The sequence below is a fragment of the Massilia sp. IC2-476 genome, from assembly GCF_020707295.1.
In the GTDB taxonomy this organism is placed as follows: Bacteria; Pseudomonadota; Gammaproteobacteria; order Burkholderiales; family Burkholderiaceae_D; genus Telluria.
This window is the reverse complement of record NZ_JAJFER010000001.1, coordinates 652,522-668,652: the sequence shown is the minus strand read 5'-3', so window position 1 is coordinate 668,652 and position 16,131 is coordinate 652,522. Positions and strand designations below refer to the sequence as shown.

Annotated in this window: 12 protein-coding genes; 1 reads left to right on the top strand and 11 read right to left on the bottom strand. The window is 62.0% G+C overall.

The genetic code is table 11. The features are described from left to right. The 11 genes from lspA to LK539_RS02990 all read right to left on the bottom strand — a co-directional run bounded on the left by lspA (position 1) and on the right by LK539_RS02990 (position 14,505). A complete protein-coding gene (lspA, locus tag LK539_RS03040; RefSeq protein WP_227799431.1) occupies positions 1-516 on the bottom strand; it encodes a signal peptidase II in 516 nt (171 codons plus the stop codon). Positions 517-582: 66 nt separating this feature from the next. Next, the gene (gene ileS / locus LK539_RS03035; RefSeq protein ID WP_227799430.1) at positions 583-3,477 is read right to left on the bottom strand and encodes an isoleucine--tRNA ligase; all 2,895 of its coding nucleotides are present in this window, start codon (positions 3,475-3,477) and stop codon (positions 583-585) included. A gap of 99 nt (positions 3,478-3,576) precedes the next feature. Further along, positions 3,577-4,560 carry a bifunctional riboflavin kinase/FAD synthetase gene (locus tag LK539_RS03030; RefSeq protein ID WP_227799429.1) on the bottom strand — a complete coding sequence of 328 codons (984 nt, stop codon included), beginning with the start codon at positions 4,558-4,560 and terminating at the stop codon, positions 3,577-3,579. 192 nt (positions 4,561-4,752) lie between these two features. Further along, positions 4,753-5,982 (bottom strand): lipopolysaccharide assembly protein LapB, encoded by a 1,230-nt coding sequence (locus tag LK539_RS03025; protein WP_227799428.1) that lies wholly within the window; start codon positions 5,980-5,982, stop codon positions 4,753-4,755. A gap of 68 nt (positions 5,983-6,050) precedes the next feature. Further along, positions 6,051-6,482 carry a biopolymer transporter ExbD gene (locus LK539_RS03020; protein WP_227799427.1) on the bottom strand — a complete coding sequence of 144 codons (432 nt, stop codon included), beginning with the start codon at positions 6,480-6,482 and terminating at the stop codon, positions 6,051-6,053. Between the two features lie 81 nt (positions 6,483-6,563). Then, the gene (locus LK539_RS03015) at positions 6,564-6,992 is read right to left on the bottom strand and encodes a biopolymer transporter ExbD (RefSeq protein WP_227799426.1); all 429 of its coding nucleotides are present in this window, start codon (positions 6,990-6,992) and stop codon (positions 6,564-6,566) included. A gap of 2 nt (positions 6,993-6,994) precedes the next feature. Further along, positions 6,995-7,927 (bottom strand): MotA/TolQ/ExbB proton channel family protein, encoded by a 933-nt coding sequence (locus LK539_RS03010; protein ID WP_227799425.1) that lies wholly within the window; start codon positions 7,925-7,927, stop codon positions 6,995-6,997. A gap of 86 nt (positions 7,928-8,013) precedes the next feature. After that, entirely contained in the window at positions 8,014-8,676 is a 663-nt protein-coding gene (locus tag LK539_RS03005) for an energy transducer TonB (RefSeq protein WP_227799424.1), read from the bottom strand. Positions 8,677-9,599: 923 nt separating this feature from the next. After that, entirely contained in the window at positions 9,600-11,123 is a 1,524-nt protein-coding gene (locus tag LK539_RS03000) for a SpoVR family protein (protein ID WP_227799423.1), read from the bottom strand. Between the two features lie 20 nt (positions 11,124-11,143). Continuing rightward, the gene (locus LK539_RS02995; RefSeq protein ID WP_227799422.1) at positions 11,144-12,415 is read right to left on the bottom strand and encodes a YeaH/YhbH family protein; all 1,272 of its coding nucleotides are present in this window, start codon (positions 12,413-12,415) and stop codon (positions 11,144-11,146) included. Between the two features lie 167 nt (positions 12,416-12,582). Then, complete coding sequence (locus LK539_RS02990) at positions 12,583-14,505, bottom strand: PrkA family serine protein kinase (RefSeq protein ID WP_227799421.1); 1,923 nt, start codon at positions 14,503-14,505, stop codon at positions 12,583-12,585. Positions 14,506-15,108: 603 nt separating this feature from the next. Here LK539_RS02990 and LK539_RS02985 point away from each other — a divergent pair. Continuing rightward, positions 15,109-16,128: an adenosine deaminase gene (locus LK539_RS02985; RefSeq protein WP_227799420.1), complete on the top strand. Its 1,020-nt coding sequence runs from the start codon at positions 15,109-15,111 to the stop codon at positions 16,126-16,128. Positions 16,129-16,131 lie beyond the last annotated feature (3 nt).

Genomic DNA, 16,131 nt, shown 5'->3' with positions numbered 1-16,131 from the left:
TTAGGATTTGTTCACGCGCCGCAGTTCGTCGACGACGAACAGGAAGGCGCCCAGCGAGATGCCGATGTCGGCGATGTTAAAGGCCGGGAAGTGGCCGACGCCCTTCCAGTAGAAGTCGAGGAAGTCGATCACGTGGCCATGGACGACGCGGTCGATGCCATTGCCGACAGCCCCCGCCATGATCAGGGCCAGCGCGAAGCAGAACAGGCGCTGGCTGGCGTTTTTCTTCATCATGTACAGGCAGAAACCCACCGCGCCGATCGCGATCGCGAGGAAGAACCAGCGCTGCCATCCGCTGGCGTCGCCCAGGAAGCTGAAGGCCGCGCCCGGGTTGTAGACCTTGATCAGGTTGAAGAAGCTGGTGATCGGCAGGGTCTCGGCATAGGCAAAGGTCCGCTCGACCGTGAGCTTGGTGACCTGGTCGAGCAGGACGACAATCAAGGCCAGGCCGAGCCATGGGAACAGGCTGGCGGAAGACTTGTAGACGGGTGAGGCTTTTTTGATTTTGGTGGCCATGGTGTGTAGGTCGGTGCCCGCCATGCCGGTTCTGGGACCGGCATGGCGGTGGAGCCCCGTCAGGGGTTAAGCGTAGCGGCGGGCTTCGCCGCGGCCGAACAGGTTGCTGGTGCAGCGGCCGCACAGGCCGGGGTGCGCTGGATCGTGGCCGACGTCGCGGCGGTAGTGCCAGCAGCGCTCGCACTTGTCCGCTTCCGACGGGGTCACGCTCACCGCCTCGTTGGCGGCATCCTGGACCTGCTCGACGCCGGCCTGCGAGGTGATGAACACGAACTTCAGGTCGTCGTCCAGGCTCGAGAGCAGCGCATACTTGTCGCCCGCGGCCTTGATCGCCAGCTCCGCCTGCAGCGAGGAGCCGATGGCGCCCGAGGCGCGCACTTCTTCCAGCTGCTTGGTCACCTCGGCGCGCACCTCACGCAGCGCGGCGTACTTGGCCAGCAGCGCGTCGCCATCCGCGATCTCCGGGAAGGCCCACAGGGTCTGGGTGAAAATGGTCTCGTCGCTCTCGGCAAACGCTTGCTGGCCCGCGAACACGGCCCAGGCTTCCTCGGCGGTGAAGGACAGGATCGGCGCCATCACGCGCAGCAGGCTGTGCGCGATGTGCCACAGCGCGGTCTGGGCCGAGCGGCGGGCTTGCGAATCGACGCCGGTGGTGTAGAGGCGGTCCTTCAGGATGTCGAGGTAGAAGCCGCCCAGGTCTTCCGAGCAGAAGTTCTGCAGGCGCGCCACCACCGGGTGGAATTCGTAGCGCTCGAAGTGCGCGGCGATATCCTGCTGCAGCTTCGCGGTCTCGGCCAGCGCGTAGCGGTCGATCTCGAACAGCTCGGCCACCGGGACGGCGTGTTGGGCCGGATTGAAGTCCGAGGTGTTCGCGAGCAGGAAGCGCAGGGTGTTGCGGATGCGGCGATACGACTCGGTGACGCGCTTGAGGATCTCCTCGCCGATCGACAGCTCGCCCGTGTAGTCGGTCGAGGCCACCCACAGGCGCAGGATGTCGGCGCCGAGCGTGTCGGAGATCTTTTGCGGCGCCAGCGTGTTGCCGAGCGACTTGGACATCTTCTTGCCGTTCTCGTCGACGGTGAAGCCGTGGGTCAGCAGCGCCTTGTAGGGCGGACGGCCGTTGAGCATCGAGGAGGTCAGCAGCGACGAGTGGAACCAGCCGCGGTGCTGGTCCGAGCCTTCCAGGTAGAGGTCGGCCGGGAAGGCGGATTGTTCCTGGTGCGAGCCGCGCAGCACGGTCTGGTGGGTCGAGCCGGAGTCGAACCACACGTCCAGGGTGTCCTTGTTCTTCTCGTAGTGCGCCGCGTCAAGGCCCAGCAGTTCGCTTGGATCGAGCTGCTGCCAGGCCTCGATGCCTTTCTGTTCGATCAGCTTGGCGACCTGTTCCAGCAGTTCCGGGGTGCGCGGGTGCAGCTCGCCGGTCTCCTTGTGGATGAAGAAGGCCATCGGCACACCCCACTGGCGCTGGCGCGACAGGGTCCAGTCCGGACGGTTGGCGATCATGCCCTGCAGGCGCGCCTGGCCCCAGTCCGGGAAGAACTGCGTTTCGGCGATGCCGGCCAGCGCGGTTTCGCGCAGGGTCGGGCCGCCGTCTTTCGGCGTCAGGTCCATGCCGGCGAACCACTGGCTGGTGGCGCGGTAGACGATCGGGGTCTTGTGGCGCCAGCAGTGCATGTAGCTGTGGTCGAACATCTTCAGTTCGAACAGGGCGCCCGCGCTGCGCAGGGCTTCGCAGATCGGCTTGCTGGCTTCCCAGATGGTCAGGCCGCCGAACAGCGGCAGGGTCGAGGCGAAACGGCCGTCGCCCATCACGGGTTTCAGGATCTCGTCGTCCTTCATGCCGTGCGCCTTGCACGACTGGAAGTCTTCCAGGCCGTAGGCTGGGGCCGAGTGGACCACGCCGGTGCCGCTGTCGGTGGTGACGTAGTCGGCCAGGTACACGGGCGACGTGCGGTCGTAGAACGGATCCTGGGCGTGCAGCGGGTGCTTGAAGCGGATGCCGTCCAGTTTCGCGCCCAGGGTGGTGGCGATGACCGTGCCTACCAGCTTGTAGCGCTGCAGGGTGGCTTCGACCAGGTCCTGCGCCAGGATCAGCAGCAGAGGGGCGCCGTCGCGTTCCGCCTGGACCAGGGCGTAGGTGACTTCCGGGTTGGCGTTCAGGGCCTGGTTCGACGGGATGGTCCACGGGGTGGTGGTCCAGATCACGATGAAGCCGTTGTTGGTCGGGAGCGAGTCCAGGCCGAAGGCGCTTGCTACTTTTTCCGGTTCCGCAAACGGGAAGCCGACGTCGATCGCCGGGTCGCGCTTGTCCTGGTATTCGACTTCCGCTTCGGCCAGGGCCGAGCCGCAGTCGAAGCACCAGTTGACGGGCTTCAGGCCACGGTAGACGTAGCCCTTGTCGAGCAGTTTGCCGAGGGCGCGCAGCTCGTCGGCCTCGTTACTGTAGGCCATGGTCATGTAGGGGTTTTCCCATTCGCCCAGCACGCCCAGGCGGATGAAGCCGGCGCGCTGGCGGTCGATCTGCTCGAGCGCATAGGCGCGCGCTTTCTGCAGCACCTCGGCGGTGGGCAGGTTCTTGCCGTACAGTTTTTCGATCTGGATCTCGATCGGCATGCCGTGGCAGTCCCAGCCCGGCACGTAAGGGGCGTCGAAGCCGGCCATGGTGCGCGATTTGACGACCATGTCTTTCAGGATCTTGTTGACGGCGTGGCCGAGGTGGATGTCGCCGTTCGCATACGGCGGACCGTCGTGCAGGATGAACTTCGGACGTCCCGCGGCCGCCTTGCGGATGCGCTGGTAGATCTTCTTGTCCTGCCATTGCTTGACCCAGCCCGGCTCGCGCTTGGCGAGGTCGCCGCGCATCGGGAAGGGGGTGTCGGTCATATTGACCGGGTATTTGCTCTCTGGCTTCTTCGCGGCCTTCTGGCCGGCGTTGTTCTGGACTGGTTTGATATCGGACATAAGCTTCTTCTCTAGGGGATTCTGTGTGGCCGCGTGGATTGTCGGCCGTATTCGGTGGCTGCATGCGCCGGCCGCGCCTTGCGGCACGGCGGACGCGTGTCAAATTCGGTCGGTCGCCGTCAGGGCGCCGGCGCGGTGCGCGAAGAACGCCCGCGCCTGCAGGGCGTCGCGCTCGATCGCGGCGGTGAGGGTAGGCAGGTCGACGTATTTTTCCTCGTCGCGCAGCTTGGCGAGGAATTCGACCCGCACCAGCTTGCCGTAGCTCGGCTGCTCGTAGTCGAACACGTGCACTTCCAGCAGCATGCGCCCTAGGTCTTCGACGGTCGGGCGCACGCCCAGGCTGGCCACCGCGGGCAGCGGCTTATTTTCACCACCTGCCGCCAGGCCATGCACCTGGACCACGAAGATGCCGGCCAGGGCAGGGCGGTGCGCCACGCGCAGGTTCAGGGTCGGGAAGCCCAGCGTGCGGCCGAGCTTCTGGCCGTGGATCACATGGCCGGACATCGCGTACGGATGGCCGAGCAGCTGCTGGGTGGCGCCAAAATCGCCGCCCGCCAGCGCTTCGCGTACGGCGGAGGACGAGATGCGGCGTTCGCCCAGCATCACGGCGGGTAGGGTTTGGACTTCGAAGCCGTGCTTGCGGCCCGCTTCCTGCAGCATGGCGATGTCGCCCGCGCGGCGGGCGCCGAAGCAGAAGTCGTCGCCCACCATCAGCCACTTGACGTGCAGGCCCTCGACCAGCACGCGTTCGATGAAATCCTGCGGCGACTGGGCGGCGAAGTGTTCGTTGAAGTGTTCGACGATGACGCGGTCGATGCCGGCGTTGGACAGGTCGCCGAGCTTGTCGCGCAGGTTGGCGATGCGGGCCGGGGCCTTGGACAGGTCGTTTGCCCGGCTGGCGAAATATTCGCGCGGGTGCGGCTCGAAGGTCATCACGGCTGCTTCGATCCCGAGTCTGGCGGCGGCGCCGCGCACGTGCGCCAACAATGCCTGGTGCCCGCGGTGGACACCGTCAAAGTTGCCGATCGTGAGGGCGCAGGGTGCGCGCGCCCTGTCGTTGGGAAGTCCGCGAAATACCTTCATCAATGGTTCCAGTTGCGCAGCGGGCTGCTGCCCTGCGAAATACCTGATTATACGGTAACTCGCATGTTGCACAGCAACGATCCCCCGGGGAGGACGAGGAATGGTCTGAGTGGCAGGGTGGGATGCGGTGGCGCAATAAAAAAACGCCGCCTGCGAACAGGCGGCGTTCTGCGTCGATTGAATCGAAGCGTCTTAGCCCGAGATCGGGCGATTGATCGCCATGATCCAGTAGCGGGCCAGGTCGGCGCTGCCGTCCTTGCCCGAAACGGTCTTGAGCGTGCTGATCGCCTGCGACTTCTTGCCGGCCGCGGCATAGGCTTCGCCCAGGCGCAGCTTGGCTTCTTCGCCGTACTTCAGGCCGCCGGCCTTGATGGCGCTTTCCATCATCTTCAGGCCCTTGTCGGCCTGGCCTGCCTGCACCAGCGCGTAGCCGAGGCCCACCAGCGCGTCGTTGTCCTTGGCGGCGGTGTATTCGGCTTCGAGGGCGGCGATGCCCTTGTTCTGGTCGGCCATGTTCTTGTCAGCCAGATCCTTCAGGCGCTTGTGACGTTCGGCGTCCGCACCGGTGCCCAGGGCGCCGGCCTTGTAGCCCTTGTCGATGACCTTCAGCGCTTCGGCCGGGGCTTTCGCCTGCAGCACCAGCTGGGCCATTTCCATGAACTCGCTCGGCTTCTTCATCAGGTTGTTGGCCAGCTTGAGGCGATACACGTCCACCATCAGGCGACCCGAGAAGCCCGGCTTGCCCTGCACGCGGTTCAGCAGGTCGTTCCAGTACTGGGCCTTCGGATAGCTGGAGGCCAGCTTCTCGATGGTATCGACATAGCCTGCTTTGTCATTCTTCTTGAGCTGGATGTTCGCCAGCATGCCGAGTTCGTCTTCGGTCAGGCGGCCGCTCTTTTCGGCGACGCGCAGTTCCTGCTCGAGCGCGGCGACGTTGCCCTGCTTGTAGTAGTTCTGCAGCAGGTAGGCGCGCAGCTTCGGATCGTTACCCTTTTGCAGCAGCCTCTTGATGGTCTCATTTGCCTTGTTCAGGTCGCCGGCGCGCATGTAGATGCCGACCAGGCCTTCCGAGAACTGCGAACGCTCGCCTGCGCTCAGCTTGCCCGAATCGAGCAGGGCTTCGAAGGATTTGGCGGCGGTACCCCAGTCACCGGCCGACGAGGCCGCCGAGGCGCGCACGCGCTCGATCAGGAAGCGTTCGTCATCGGTTTTGGCTGCCTTGTCCGCGTCGCGCAGGGCGGCCAGGGCACCTTTGGCATTGCCGGATTTCATCAGCGACTGCGCTTGCTGCAGCGGCTTGCCGACTTCCGGACGCAGGGAGACCGCGGCGTGCACAGGTGCCAGGCCGACGACCGGCAGGGCGGCGGTGAAGCCGAGGGCGGCCAGTGCGAGGCCAAGGTGTGCGAGACGGAATTTAATCATCTGAAAACATCCTTCTTCAAAATGGACACGGCAGGGAAACCCTGCCGTGTTGGTCATACATGGATCGATTACTGGAACTGCTCGTTACCGACCATGCCGATCTTGGTGACGCCGAGACGCTGGGCGGTTGCCATGACACCGGCGACCACCTTGTACTCGACCAGCTTGTTCGGACGCAGGTGCACTTCCGGCTGGTTCGGCATCGCAGCGACGCTGTTCATCTTGGCTTCCAGAGTCGCACGATCCGGGACAACCTGGCCATCCCAGAGGATGGTGCCGTCGAAGTCCACGTCAATCGTCACAACCACCGGCTCCTGGGTCTGCGGCGGCGGAGTGCCGACCGGCATGTTCAGATTGACCGAGTGGTCTTGTTTAGGAATCGTGATAATCATCATGATGATGAGAACGAGCAGGACGTCGATCAGCGGCGTCATGTTCATTTCCATCATCGGTTCCGGATCAGCTCCTTTAGCGGAGCCCGAACCTACGTTCATGCCCATGGTGTTTCCTTTTCAAATGTTGGGGTCACGGACGCGATATCAAGGTCTTCCGTAGAAAACCCCGATATCGCGGACAGGACATTAGCCCTTGTCAGGCGGTTCGATGATGAAACCGACCTTCTGAATCCCAGCACGCTGAGCCGTGTAAATCACGCGGCCGACGGCTTCGTAACGCGACGCTTGGTCACCACGAACCTTCACTGCCGGCTGCGGCAATTTCACCGACTGCTCCGCGAGGAACTTGAACAGCTCGTCCGTGTTCGCGAGGCGGGTCTGGTTGTAGTACATCTCGCCATCTTTGTTGATGGTGATGTTGACGTCTTCCGGCTTGGACTTGGTGACCTGGTTCGTTTCCGCAGGCAGGTTAACCTTCTGCAGATTCAGAACCACCGGGCTGGTGATCAGGAAGATGATCAGAAGAACCAACATGATGTCGACTAGCGGCGTCGTGTTGATCTCTGACATCACGGCATCTTCATCTCCGGAATCGGAGCCGACACTCATCGACATGATTAACCAGCCTTCTTGGCACCAGCAGCTGCGTTCGAGGTCGACATGGCACCCGAGATCAGGACCGAGTGAACGTCAGCCGAGAACGAACGGATGTCTTCCATGACCGACTTGTTACGACGAACCAGCCAGTTGTAACCCAGAACCGCCGGGACTGCAACGAACAGACCGAATGCGGTCATGATCAGTGCTTCACCCACCGGGCCTGCCACTTTGTCGATCGACGCGTTACCCGACATACCGATGGCGGTCAGCGCGTTGTAGATGCCCCAGACGGTACCGAACAGACCGATGAACGGCGAGGTCGAACCGACGGTTGCCAGGAACGACAGGCCATCTTGCAGACGCGACTGGACGCGGTCCACGGCGCGCTGGATCTGCATGGTCACCCAGGTCGACAGGTCGATCTGCTCGAGCAGGGCGCCGTCGTGGTGCTGGGTTGCCTTGGTGCCGGTTTCAGCGATGAAGCGGAACGGCGAGCCTTCTTTCAGCTGAGCCGAGCCAGCGGCGATCGACGGCGCTTTCCAGAACTTGGCCGAAGCTTCCTTCGACTGGCGCATGATCTTCTGCTGGTCGATCAGCTTGGTGATGATGATGTACCACGAACCCATCGACATCAGCGACAGGATGATGATGGTGCCCTTGTTGACGAAGTCGCCTTCTTCCCACATGGCCTGGAAGCCGTACGGGTTGTGGACTTCTTCGGTCGCGCCAGCAGCCGGAGCGGCAGCGTCGCCAGCCGGAGCGGCGGCTGCGTCGGCAGCCGGTGCAGCAGCTGCGTCGGCAGCCGGTGCTGCAGCCGCGTCAGCCGCCGGAGCAGCAGCGCCTGCGGCAGGTGCGTCAGCGAAGGCCGGTGCGGAGACCAGGGCCGATGCTGCCGATACCGAGAACAGGACAGCCGCGAGCATAGCGGACAAACGGGTATTCTTAAACATGCTTCCTCCAAAAATATAAAATAGACAGTTCGCTGAACTTAGTAACAACGAAAATCATAGAGTTGAGACGATGAGTTGTCTCGGGTTTATTCCAGCGTCCAGACGTACTGCACCGCTGTCCATGCCTGTTGCGGCTGGCCATCGACCGTGGCCGGCTTGAATCGGCATTTGCTCAGGGCCGATTGCGCAGCCCGGTCCAGGTCGCGGAAGCCAGACGACTTCTGCAGTTTGGATTCCATCACTCGTCCATCCGCGCCAATCAGGAATTGGAGCTGGGTGGTACCGGTCTCTTCGTTACGCTGCGACGAACGCGGATATTCCGGACGTGCGCAAGTGTTGAAGTCTGCAACCGCTTCGGTACGGCTCGGGCCGGCCGGACCACGTGCCGGCGGAGCCGGTGGTGCCGGAGGAGCCGGAGGCGCCAGCGAGGTGGTCGGCGGCGGCGTATTGGTTGCGGTGACAATCGCGTTCTGCGGCGGCGGCGGCGTCTGCACCTGCACTTCGACCGGCGGGATGAACGGCGGTGGCGGAGCCTTCATCTCTGGCGGTGGCGGCGGTGGCGGCGTTTCCGGCGGTGGCGGCGGTTTCACCTCTTCAATCAGTTTCGTTTCCACAGCCTCGGTTACCTTGGTGACGATGCGGGTGCCCAGGCCATTGATGACTGCCCAAGCTACCAGAACGTGCAACAGGATAACAATGGCGAGACCGGTGAAATTCCTGCCCGGTTGCTTATCATGCGTAAAATTCATGCCATCTTTCTCCAATACCAACTCTTTTTTGTTGCCACTAAACCCACTAAACACGACAAAAACCTAGGGCCGCATCCGGGACATCAAAGAATTATACCTACGAATTCTTTTTTGAGGAGACATTTTTATACCCCCGAAAGGGGTCCTAACTGCCTTTAAAAACGCCCAAACTGGCTCATCTATACAAGCGCGGCGCGAGGGTGTCCGTGGTCCAGAAAGCAGGGGTGATTTGTAATTTTATGTAGTGCTCGTCCTCCATCTGTGGATCATCAGGCATGGATGCCAGTTTTACCAAATTTTTCATGCTAAATCAGCTCTACAGCAAATTTCATATACTGCAAGGCGGATCTTTTTACAAACTATAGCCAGTTTCATCGAAGCTCCGCGTCCTGTTGAGCAGCCCGAGAAGCCCCCGTTTCCCTCTGTCGCCCATAGCTGGAACTCATGGGGGAAACGCGTCTTGATATGCTTCAGTTGTGCTTCTGCTAACAGGGCGCGCGATATCTGATGCTCATGCATGGCAAAACTACATGGAAATCGACGATTTGAACAGTCTGTTTGCGCACGGATGCGAAAAAAAATTACGTCGGACTGGTGATTTGCTAGGGGGAGGGGTAGTAAAAGATGCGGCCAAGCATGGAAATGAAAGCTGGGCTGGGTGAGTAAGGGCGGCGTACAAGAGCTTACCGGCAATTACCCGAAGCGGGTGTGAGCTGGAGTGTAACGCGACCGTAGGCGAAAAGGCAATCGTGCGGCGCTCGAACTTGCCAGAGAGTGGTAGGAAAGGCCGGCAACGCCGCAAGGACGCTGCCGGCTGGGCGGTGCCCGCGATGCGGGCGGGGTACGCGCAAGGGCTGCCTGCACGGGGCTGCCTGTAAGGGCCTGCCTGAAAGGGGCTACCTGCCAAGCAGCCGGCCGGTGGCTCAGCGGCCGCGCTTCTCGCGCCGGCACTCGAGGAAGCTGACCACGTGGCCGCTCGGATCTACCGTTTCCAGCCGCACGTCGAAGCCCCACAGGCGCGCGACGTGCTTCAGCACCTCCTGGGCCTGCTGGTTCAGCGGCCGGCGGTTGAACTGGGTATGTCGCAGGGTCAGGGCGCGGTCGTCCCGGGTATTGACCTGCCACACCTGGATGTTCGGTTCGCGGCTGCCCAGGTTGTACTGGTCGGCCAGCTTTTGCCGGACGTAGCGGTAGCCCTGCTCGTCGTGGATTGCCGAGATGGTCAGCTTGTCGCTGCGGTCGTCGTCGAGCACGGCGAAGAAGTGGAATTCGCGGATCAGCTTGGGCGACAGGTACTGGGCGATGAAGCTCTCGTCCTTGAAATTGCGCATCGCAAAGTCGAGGGTCTTGAGCCAGTCACTGCCGGCGATGTCCGGGAACCATTGGCGGTCTTCCTCGGTCGGGTCTTCACAAATGCGCCGAATGTCGGTCATCATCGCGAAACCGAGCGCGTACGGATTGATACCGCTGTAATACGGGCTGGTCGCCGGCGGCTGGTAGACCACGTTCGTATGGCTCTGCAGGAACTCCAGCATGAAGCCGTCGCCCACGATGCCCTCTTTATACAGGTCTTGCAGGATCGTGTAATGCCAGAAGGTGGCCCAGCCTTCGTTCATCACCTGGGTCTGGCGCTGCGGATAGAAATACTGCGAGATCTTGCGCGTGATGCGCACCAGTTCGCGCTGCCAGGGTTCCAGCAGCGGCGCGTACTTTTCAATGAAGTACAGCAGGTTCTCTTCCGGCTCGGGCGGGAAGCGCAGCGGAGCGGCAGCCGCCACCTGTTCTTCGCGCAGCGGCAGGGTGCGCCAGATCTCGTTGACCTGCGACTGGGCGTATTCCTCGCGTTCCTTCTGGCGCGCGGTTTCCTGTGCCACCGACAGCTTGGCCGGTCGCTTGTAGCGATCGACGCCATAGTTCTGCAGCGCGTGGCAGGAATCGAGCAGTTCCTCGACGGCGTCGATGCCGTAGCGCTGTTCGCACTCGGCGATATAGTTCTTGGCAAACACCATGTAGTCGACGATGGCTTCGGCATCCGTCCAGGTGCGGAACAGGTAATTGCCCTTGAAGAATGAATTGTGCCCGTAGGCAGCGTGCGCGATCACCAGGGCCTGCATCGTCAGGCTGTTCTCTTCCATCAGGTAGGCGATGCAGGGATCCGAGTTGATGACGATCTCGTAGGCCAGGCCCATCTGGCCGCGCTTGTAGCTTTTTTCGGTCGTCAGGAAGTGCTTGCCGAACGACCAGTGGTTGTACGACACCGGCATGCCGACGGACGTATAGGCGTCCATCATCTGTTCGGCGGTGATGATCTCGAGCTGGTTGGGGTAGGTGTCCAGGCCGTAGCGCTTGGCCACCCGCTTGATTTCCTCGTGCGCCTGTTCGATCAGGTCGAAGGTCCACTCCGACTGGTCGGGCAGGGCGCGCGGGTTGTTCGGGTCTCTTGGCATGGCGGGCCTCCGTATTGTTGTCACCTGGGCTGTTTCTTGAACAGCTCACGGAATACCGGGTAGATGTCGGCCGGGGTGACGATCTTCTGCATCGCGAAGTTCTTGTGGTTGTCGGCCACTTCGCAATATTGCTCCCACAGGTTCTGCGGCGGGCCGTCGGTGATCTCGACATAGGTGTAGTACTGCACCCGCGGCATGATGGCATTGCTGAGGATCTGCCGGCACAGCACCGAGTCGTTGTCCCAGTTGTCGCCGTCCGAAGCCTGGGCCACGTAGGCGTTCCAGTCGGCGCTGCCGTAGCGTTCGGCCAGGATCTTCTGCAGCAGGTGCAGGGCCGAGGACACCACCGTGCCACCCGATTCGCGCGAGTGGAAGAACTCGTTTTCGTCGACCTCGGCCGCGGCCGTGTGGTGGCGGATGAAGACGACTTCGATCTTGTCGTAGACGCGCTTCAGGAACAGGTAGAGCAGGATGAAGAAGCGCTTGGCGGTGTCCTTGCGCGTTTCGTCCATCGACCCGGACACGTCCATGATGCAGAACATCACGGCCGAGGTGCTCGGCTTGGGCACCTTGATCCGGTTCGAGTAGCGCAGGTCGAAGGGGTCGATGAAGGGGATCGCGTTCAGGCGGATGTGCAGGTGGTGGATCCTGTCCTTGAGTTCGATCACTCCCTCGTCGTCGGACGGCGCGCCTTCGTCGAACAGGGCTTGCAGCGCTTCCTCGGCTTCCTTGAGCTGGCGCTTGGCCGGACCGCCGACGGCGATGCGGCGTCCCAGCGCGCCGCGCAGCGAGCGCAGCACGTGGATGTTGGAGGGCGTGCCGGACACGTTGTAGCCGGCGCGCTGGTTCTTGTATTCGATGGTCTGGGTGAGCTGCGTCTTGACCATGTTCGGCAGCTCGAGATCCTCGAAGAAGTAGTTCATGAATTCTTCGCGCGACAGTTCGAAGATGAAGTCGTCTTCGACGGTCTGGTCGCTGTTGCCGGCGCGTCCGCGCCCGGAGCCGCCGCCGCCGCTGCGCGGACGATTGAACTGGTCGCCTTTCTGGTATTCGGTGTTTCCGGGATTGACGGTTTCCCAGACGCCTCCATGGGCGTGGCCAAAGTGGGGTTCGTTCACGTCCTTGACGGGGATCGTGACTTTTTCGCCGTTCTCGATATCGGTGATCGAGCGGCCCTTGATCGCGCGGCCGACCGCGTCCTTGATCTGCGCCTTGTAGCGGCGCAGGAAGCGTTCGCGGTTGACCGCGGACTTGTTCTTGCCCTGCAAGCGACGGTCGATGAGGTAAGTCAAAACATCCCTCCTGCTCAGTTCCTGCTAGGTTCGCGGCGGACCGGCAAACCCGGTGCCCCTATCTTAATACGCGGCGTGAATGCGCGTACTGCGCGTGCGTGCTGGCGAACGCGCACGCGCTGGGGGCAGGGTCTGCGCCGCCGCCCGGCGCGCTGCTGCCTGTCAGCTCAGGACGATTTCCTGACGCGCAGGTACCACTCGCACAGCAGTCGCACCTGTTTCGGCGTATAGCCTTTCTCGACCATGCGGGCCACGAAGTCGGCATGCTTGTTGGCATCCTCGGCACTCGCTTTGGCATTGAAGGAGATCACAGGCAGGAGTTCTTCAGTGTTCGAGAACATTTTCTTCTCGATCACGCTACGGAATTTCTCGTAGCTGGTCCAAGCCGGGTTCTTGCCGGCATTGGTGGCCCGCGCGCGCAGGCTGAAGTTGACGATCTCGTTACGGAAATCCTTCGGATTCGAGATGCCGGCCGGCTTCTCGATCTTCTCGAGTTCGGCGTTGAGCGATTCGCGGTCGAAGCTCTCGCCGGTGTCCGGGTCGCGGAACTCCTGGTCCTGGATCCAGAAGTCGGCGAAGGTCACATAACGGTCGAAGATGTTCTGGCCATACTCGGAATAGCTTTCCAGGTAGGCGGTCTGGATTTCCTTGCCGATGAAATCGACGTAGCGCTGCGCCAGGTGTTCCTTGATGTAGGAGAGGTAGCGCTGCTCCGTCTCCGGCGGGAACTGCTCGCGCTCGATCTGCTGCTCGAGCACGTAGAGCAGGTGCACCGGATTCGCCGCCACTTCGGTATTGTCGAAGTTGAAGACCTTGGACAGGATCTTGAACGCGAAGCGGGTCGACAGGCCGTTCATGCCTTCGTCCACGCCGGCATAGTCGACGTACTCGTGCAGGGACTTGGCCTTGGGGTCGGTGTCCTTCAGGTTCTCGCCGTCATACACCAGCATCTTGGAATAGATGCTGGAGTTCTCCGGGTCCTTCAGGCGCGACAGGATCGCGAACTGCGCCATCATGCGCAGGGTGCCGGGCGCGCAGGGCGCCTTGTCGAGCGAGGAGTTGTAGAGCAGCTTGTCGTAGATCTTGATCTCGTCCGACACGCGCAGGCAGTAGGGCACCTTGACGATGTAGATACGATCGAGGAAAGCCTCGTTGTTGCGGTTGTTGCGGAAGGTCTTCCACTCGGACTCGTTGGAGTGGGCCAGCACGATGCCCTCGAAGGGAATCGCGCCGAAGCCTTCGGTGCCCTTGTAGTTGCCTTCCTGCGTGGCCGTCAGCAGCGGGTGCAGCACCTTGATCGGCGCCTTGAACATCTCGACGAATTCCATCAGGCCCTGGTTCGCCAGGCACAGGCCGCCCGAATAGCTGTAGGCGTCCGGATCGTCCTGGGCGTAATCTTCGAGCTTGCGGATGTCGACCTTGCCGACCAGCGAGGAAATGTCCTGGTTGTTTTCGTCGCCCGGTTCGGTCTTGGAAACCGCGATCTGCTTCAGGATCGACGGATAGCGCTTGACCACGCGGAACTTGTTGATGTCGCCGCCGAACTCGTGCAGGCGCTTGACCGCCCACGGGCTCGGAATGCCGCGCAGGTAGCGGCGCGGGATGCCGTAATCCTCTTCGAGGATGGTGCCGTCCTCGGCTTCGTTGAACAGGCCCAGCGGCGATTCGTTCACGGGGGAACCCTTGATCGCGTAGAAGGGCACATGTTCCATGAGGCTCTTGAGCTTTTCGGCGATCGAGGACTTGCCGCCGCCGACCGGACCCAGCAGGTAGAGGATCTGCTTGCGCTCTTCCAGGCCTTGTGCCGCGTGGCGGAAGTAGGAGACGACCTGCTCGATCACTTCTTCCATGCCGTAGAATTCGCGGAAGGCCGGATAGACCTTGATCACCTTGTTGGCGAAGATGCGCGACAGGCGCGGGTCGAGGCGGGTGTCGATCAGGGTGGGCTCGCCGATGGCGGCCAGCATGCGCTCGGGCGCGCTGGCATAGGTCAGGGGATCCTTCTTGCACAGTTGAAGGAACTCCGACATGGAGTATTCCTCTTCCCGGGTACGCTCATAGCGGGCGGTGTAGTTGTCAAAGATGCTCATTTCGATGTCCTTTATGTGCAACTGGTGTGCGAACAACATCACTGTCATGGCAGCCGACTGTGCAAGGGCTGCCTCGGGCCCCGGTCTTTATTGGCGTGCTCCTTGTGGGTCGCCGCACGCGGAACCGGGTTGGCCGGCGCCGGAAATGCTGGCGATTTTCTTGTTGTCGTCCCGGATCGTCCTGGTCGAACGGTCCGGCCTCCCGCTGCTTGGAGAGCGTCTTTTTTTGCGTTGGTGAAATTTATTATGTGCCTAATGGTTCCCGAAGTCAAAGCAGTGCCGTGCGCGTAGCTAATGCATATGCAAGTGCTTGAATCGAATAAGGAAAACCCGTTTTTTGCGGTCTTGGGCGAGGCCCGGAGAAGGGTGTCGGCAAGGCCTTTGACGCGGGTCTGAAACGGTCGATTCAGGCCGCTTCAGGCTGCTTAAATATCAACAGTTGTGATCCGATATTGCACGATATGTGCAAGCTGTGGCGCACGCGTACTGTCAATACGAGGGCCTGAAAAATGGGCCATTGCACCTATGGCACAGGGCAGGACAGGCATGCGTTACACTAGTTGCCCATGTCCCATCGAACCAAGCGAAGCGCCGGAGAACACCATGCTGAATGACCAGTTGCGCAGCGTCCTGCAGAACATGCCGAAGGCAGAATTACATGTCCATATCGAGGGTTCGCTCGAGCCTGAGCTGATCTTTGCGTTGGCACAAAGAAACAGCGTATCGCTGCCCTATCCCTCGGTCGAGGCGTTGCGTGAGGCCTACGCTTTCACGGACCTGCAATCCTTCCTCGACATCTATTACGCCGGCGCCAGCGTGCTGCTTACCGAGCAGGACTTCTACGATATGACCACCGCCTATCTGGCGCGCGCGCATGCAGACAATGTGCGCCACGCGGAGATCTTCTTCGACCCGCAAACCCATACCGCGCGCGGCGTGCCTTTCGAAACCGTCATCAACGGCATCTGGCGCGCCTGCCAGGAAGGCCCGATCAGCGCCACCCTCATCATGTGCTTCCTGCGGCACCTGTCGGAAGAAGAAGCGCTGGCCACGCTGGACGAGGCGCTGCCTTACCGCGACAAGTTCATTGGCGTCGGCCTCGATTCGTCCGAAGTCGGGCACCCGCCGGAAAAATTCGCGCGCGTGTTCGAGCGCGCGCGCCAGCTCGGCCTGCGCCTGGTGGCGCATGCGGGCGAGGAGGGGCCGCCCGCCTACATCGAAAGCGCGCTCGACGTGCTCAAGGTCGAGCGCATCGACCATGGCGTGCGCAGCCTGGAAAGCCCGGAACTGGTGGCGCGCCTGGCGCGCGAGGGCATGGCGCTGACCGTGTGCCCGCTGTCGAACATCAAGCTGCGCGTGTTCGACGTCATGGGCAGCCACAACCTGCGCGCGCTGCTGGATGCGGGCCTGGCGGCCACCGTCAACTCGGACGACCCGGCCTACTTCGGCGGCTACATGAACGACAATTTCATCGCCGCCTTCGAGGCGCTGCCGTTGGACGCCGGACACGCGCGCCAGCTGGCGCGCAACAGCTTCGCCGCCTCCTTCCTCGATCCGGAGCGCAAGCGCGCTTTTCTCGGCGAGGTGGACGCCTTCTTTACCGCTCACGCCACTGCCGCTTAAGGA

Bases quoted from the DNA above. Each gene is read 5' to 3' on its own strand.
- LK539_RS03010 (WP_227799425.1), bottom strand. From the start codon at position 7,927: ATGTTTAAGAATACCCGTTTGTCCGCTATGCTCGCGGCTGTCCTGTTC.
- lspA (WP_227799431.1), bottom strand. From the start codon at position 516: ATGGCCACCAAAATCAAAAAAGCCTCACCCGTCTACAAGTCTTCCGCC.
- LK539_RS02985 (WP_227799420.1), top strand. From the start codon at position 15,109: ATGCTGAATGACCAGTTGCGCAGCGTCCTGCAGAACATGCCGAAGGCA.
- LK539_RS03030 (WP_227799429.1), bottom strand. From the start codon at position 4,560: ATGAAGGTATTTCGCGGACTTCCCAACGACAGGGCGCGCGCACCCTGC.
- LK539_RS03015 (WP_227799426.1), bottom strand. From the start codon at position 6,992: ATGTCGATGAGTGTCGGCTCCGATTCCGGAGATGAAGATGCCGTGATG.
- LK539_RS03025 (WP_227799428.1), bottom strand. From the start codon at position 5,982: ATGATTAAATTCCGTCTCGCACACCTTGGCCTCGCACTGGCCGCCCTC.
- LK539_RS03000 (WP_227799423.1), bottom strand. From the start codon at position 11,123: ATGCCAAGAGACCCGAACAACCCGCGCGCCCTGCCCGACCAGTCGGAG.
- LK539_RS03020 (WP_227799427.1), bottom strand. From the start codon at position 6,482: ATGGGCATGAACGTAGGTTCGGGCTCCGCTAAAGGAGCTGATCCGGAA.
- ileS (WP_227799430.1), bottom strand. From the start codon at position 3,477: ATGTCCGATATCAAACCAGTCCAGAACAACGCCGGCCAGAAGGCCGCG.
- LK539_RS03005 (WP_227799424.1), bottom strand. From the start codon at position 8,676: ATGAATTTTACGCATGATAAGCAACCGGGCAGGAATTTCACCGGTCTC.
- LK539_RS02990 (WP_227799421.1), bottom strand. From the start codon at position 14,505: ATGAGCATCTTTGACAACTACACCGCCCGCTATGAGCGTACCCGGGAA.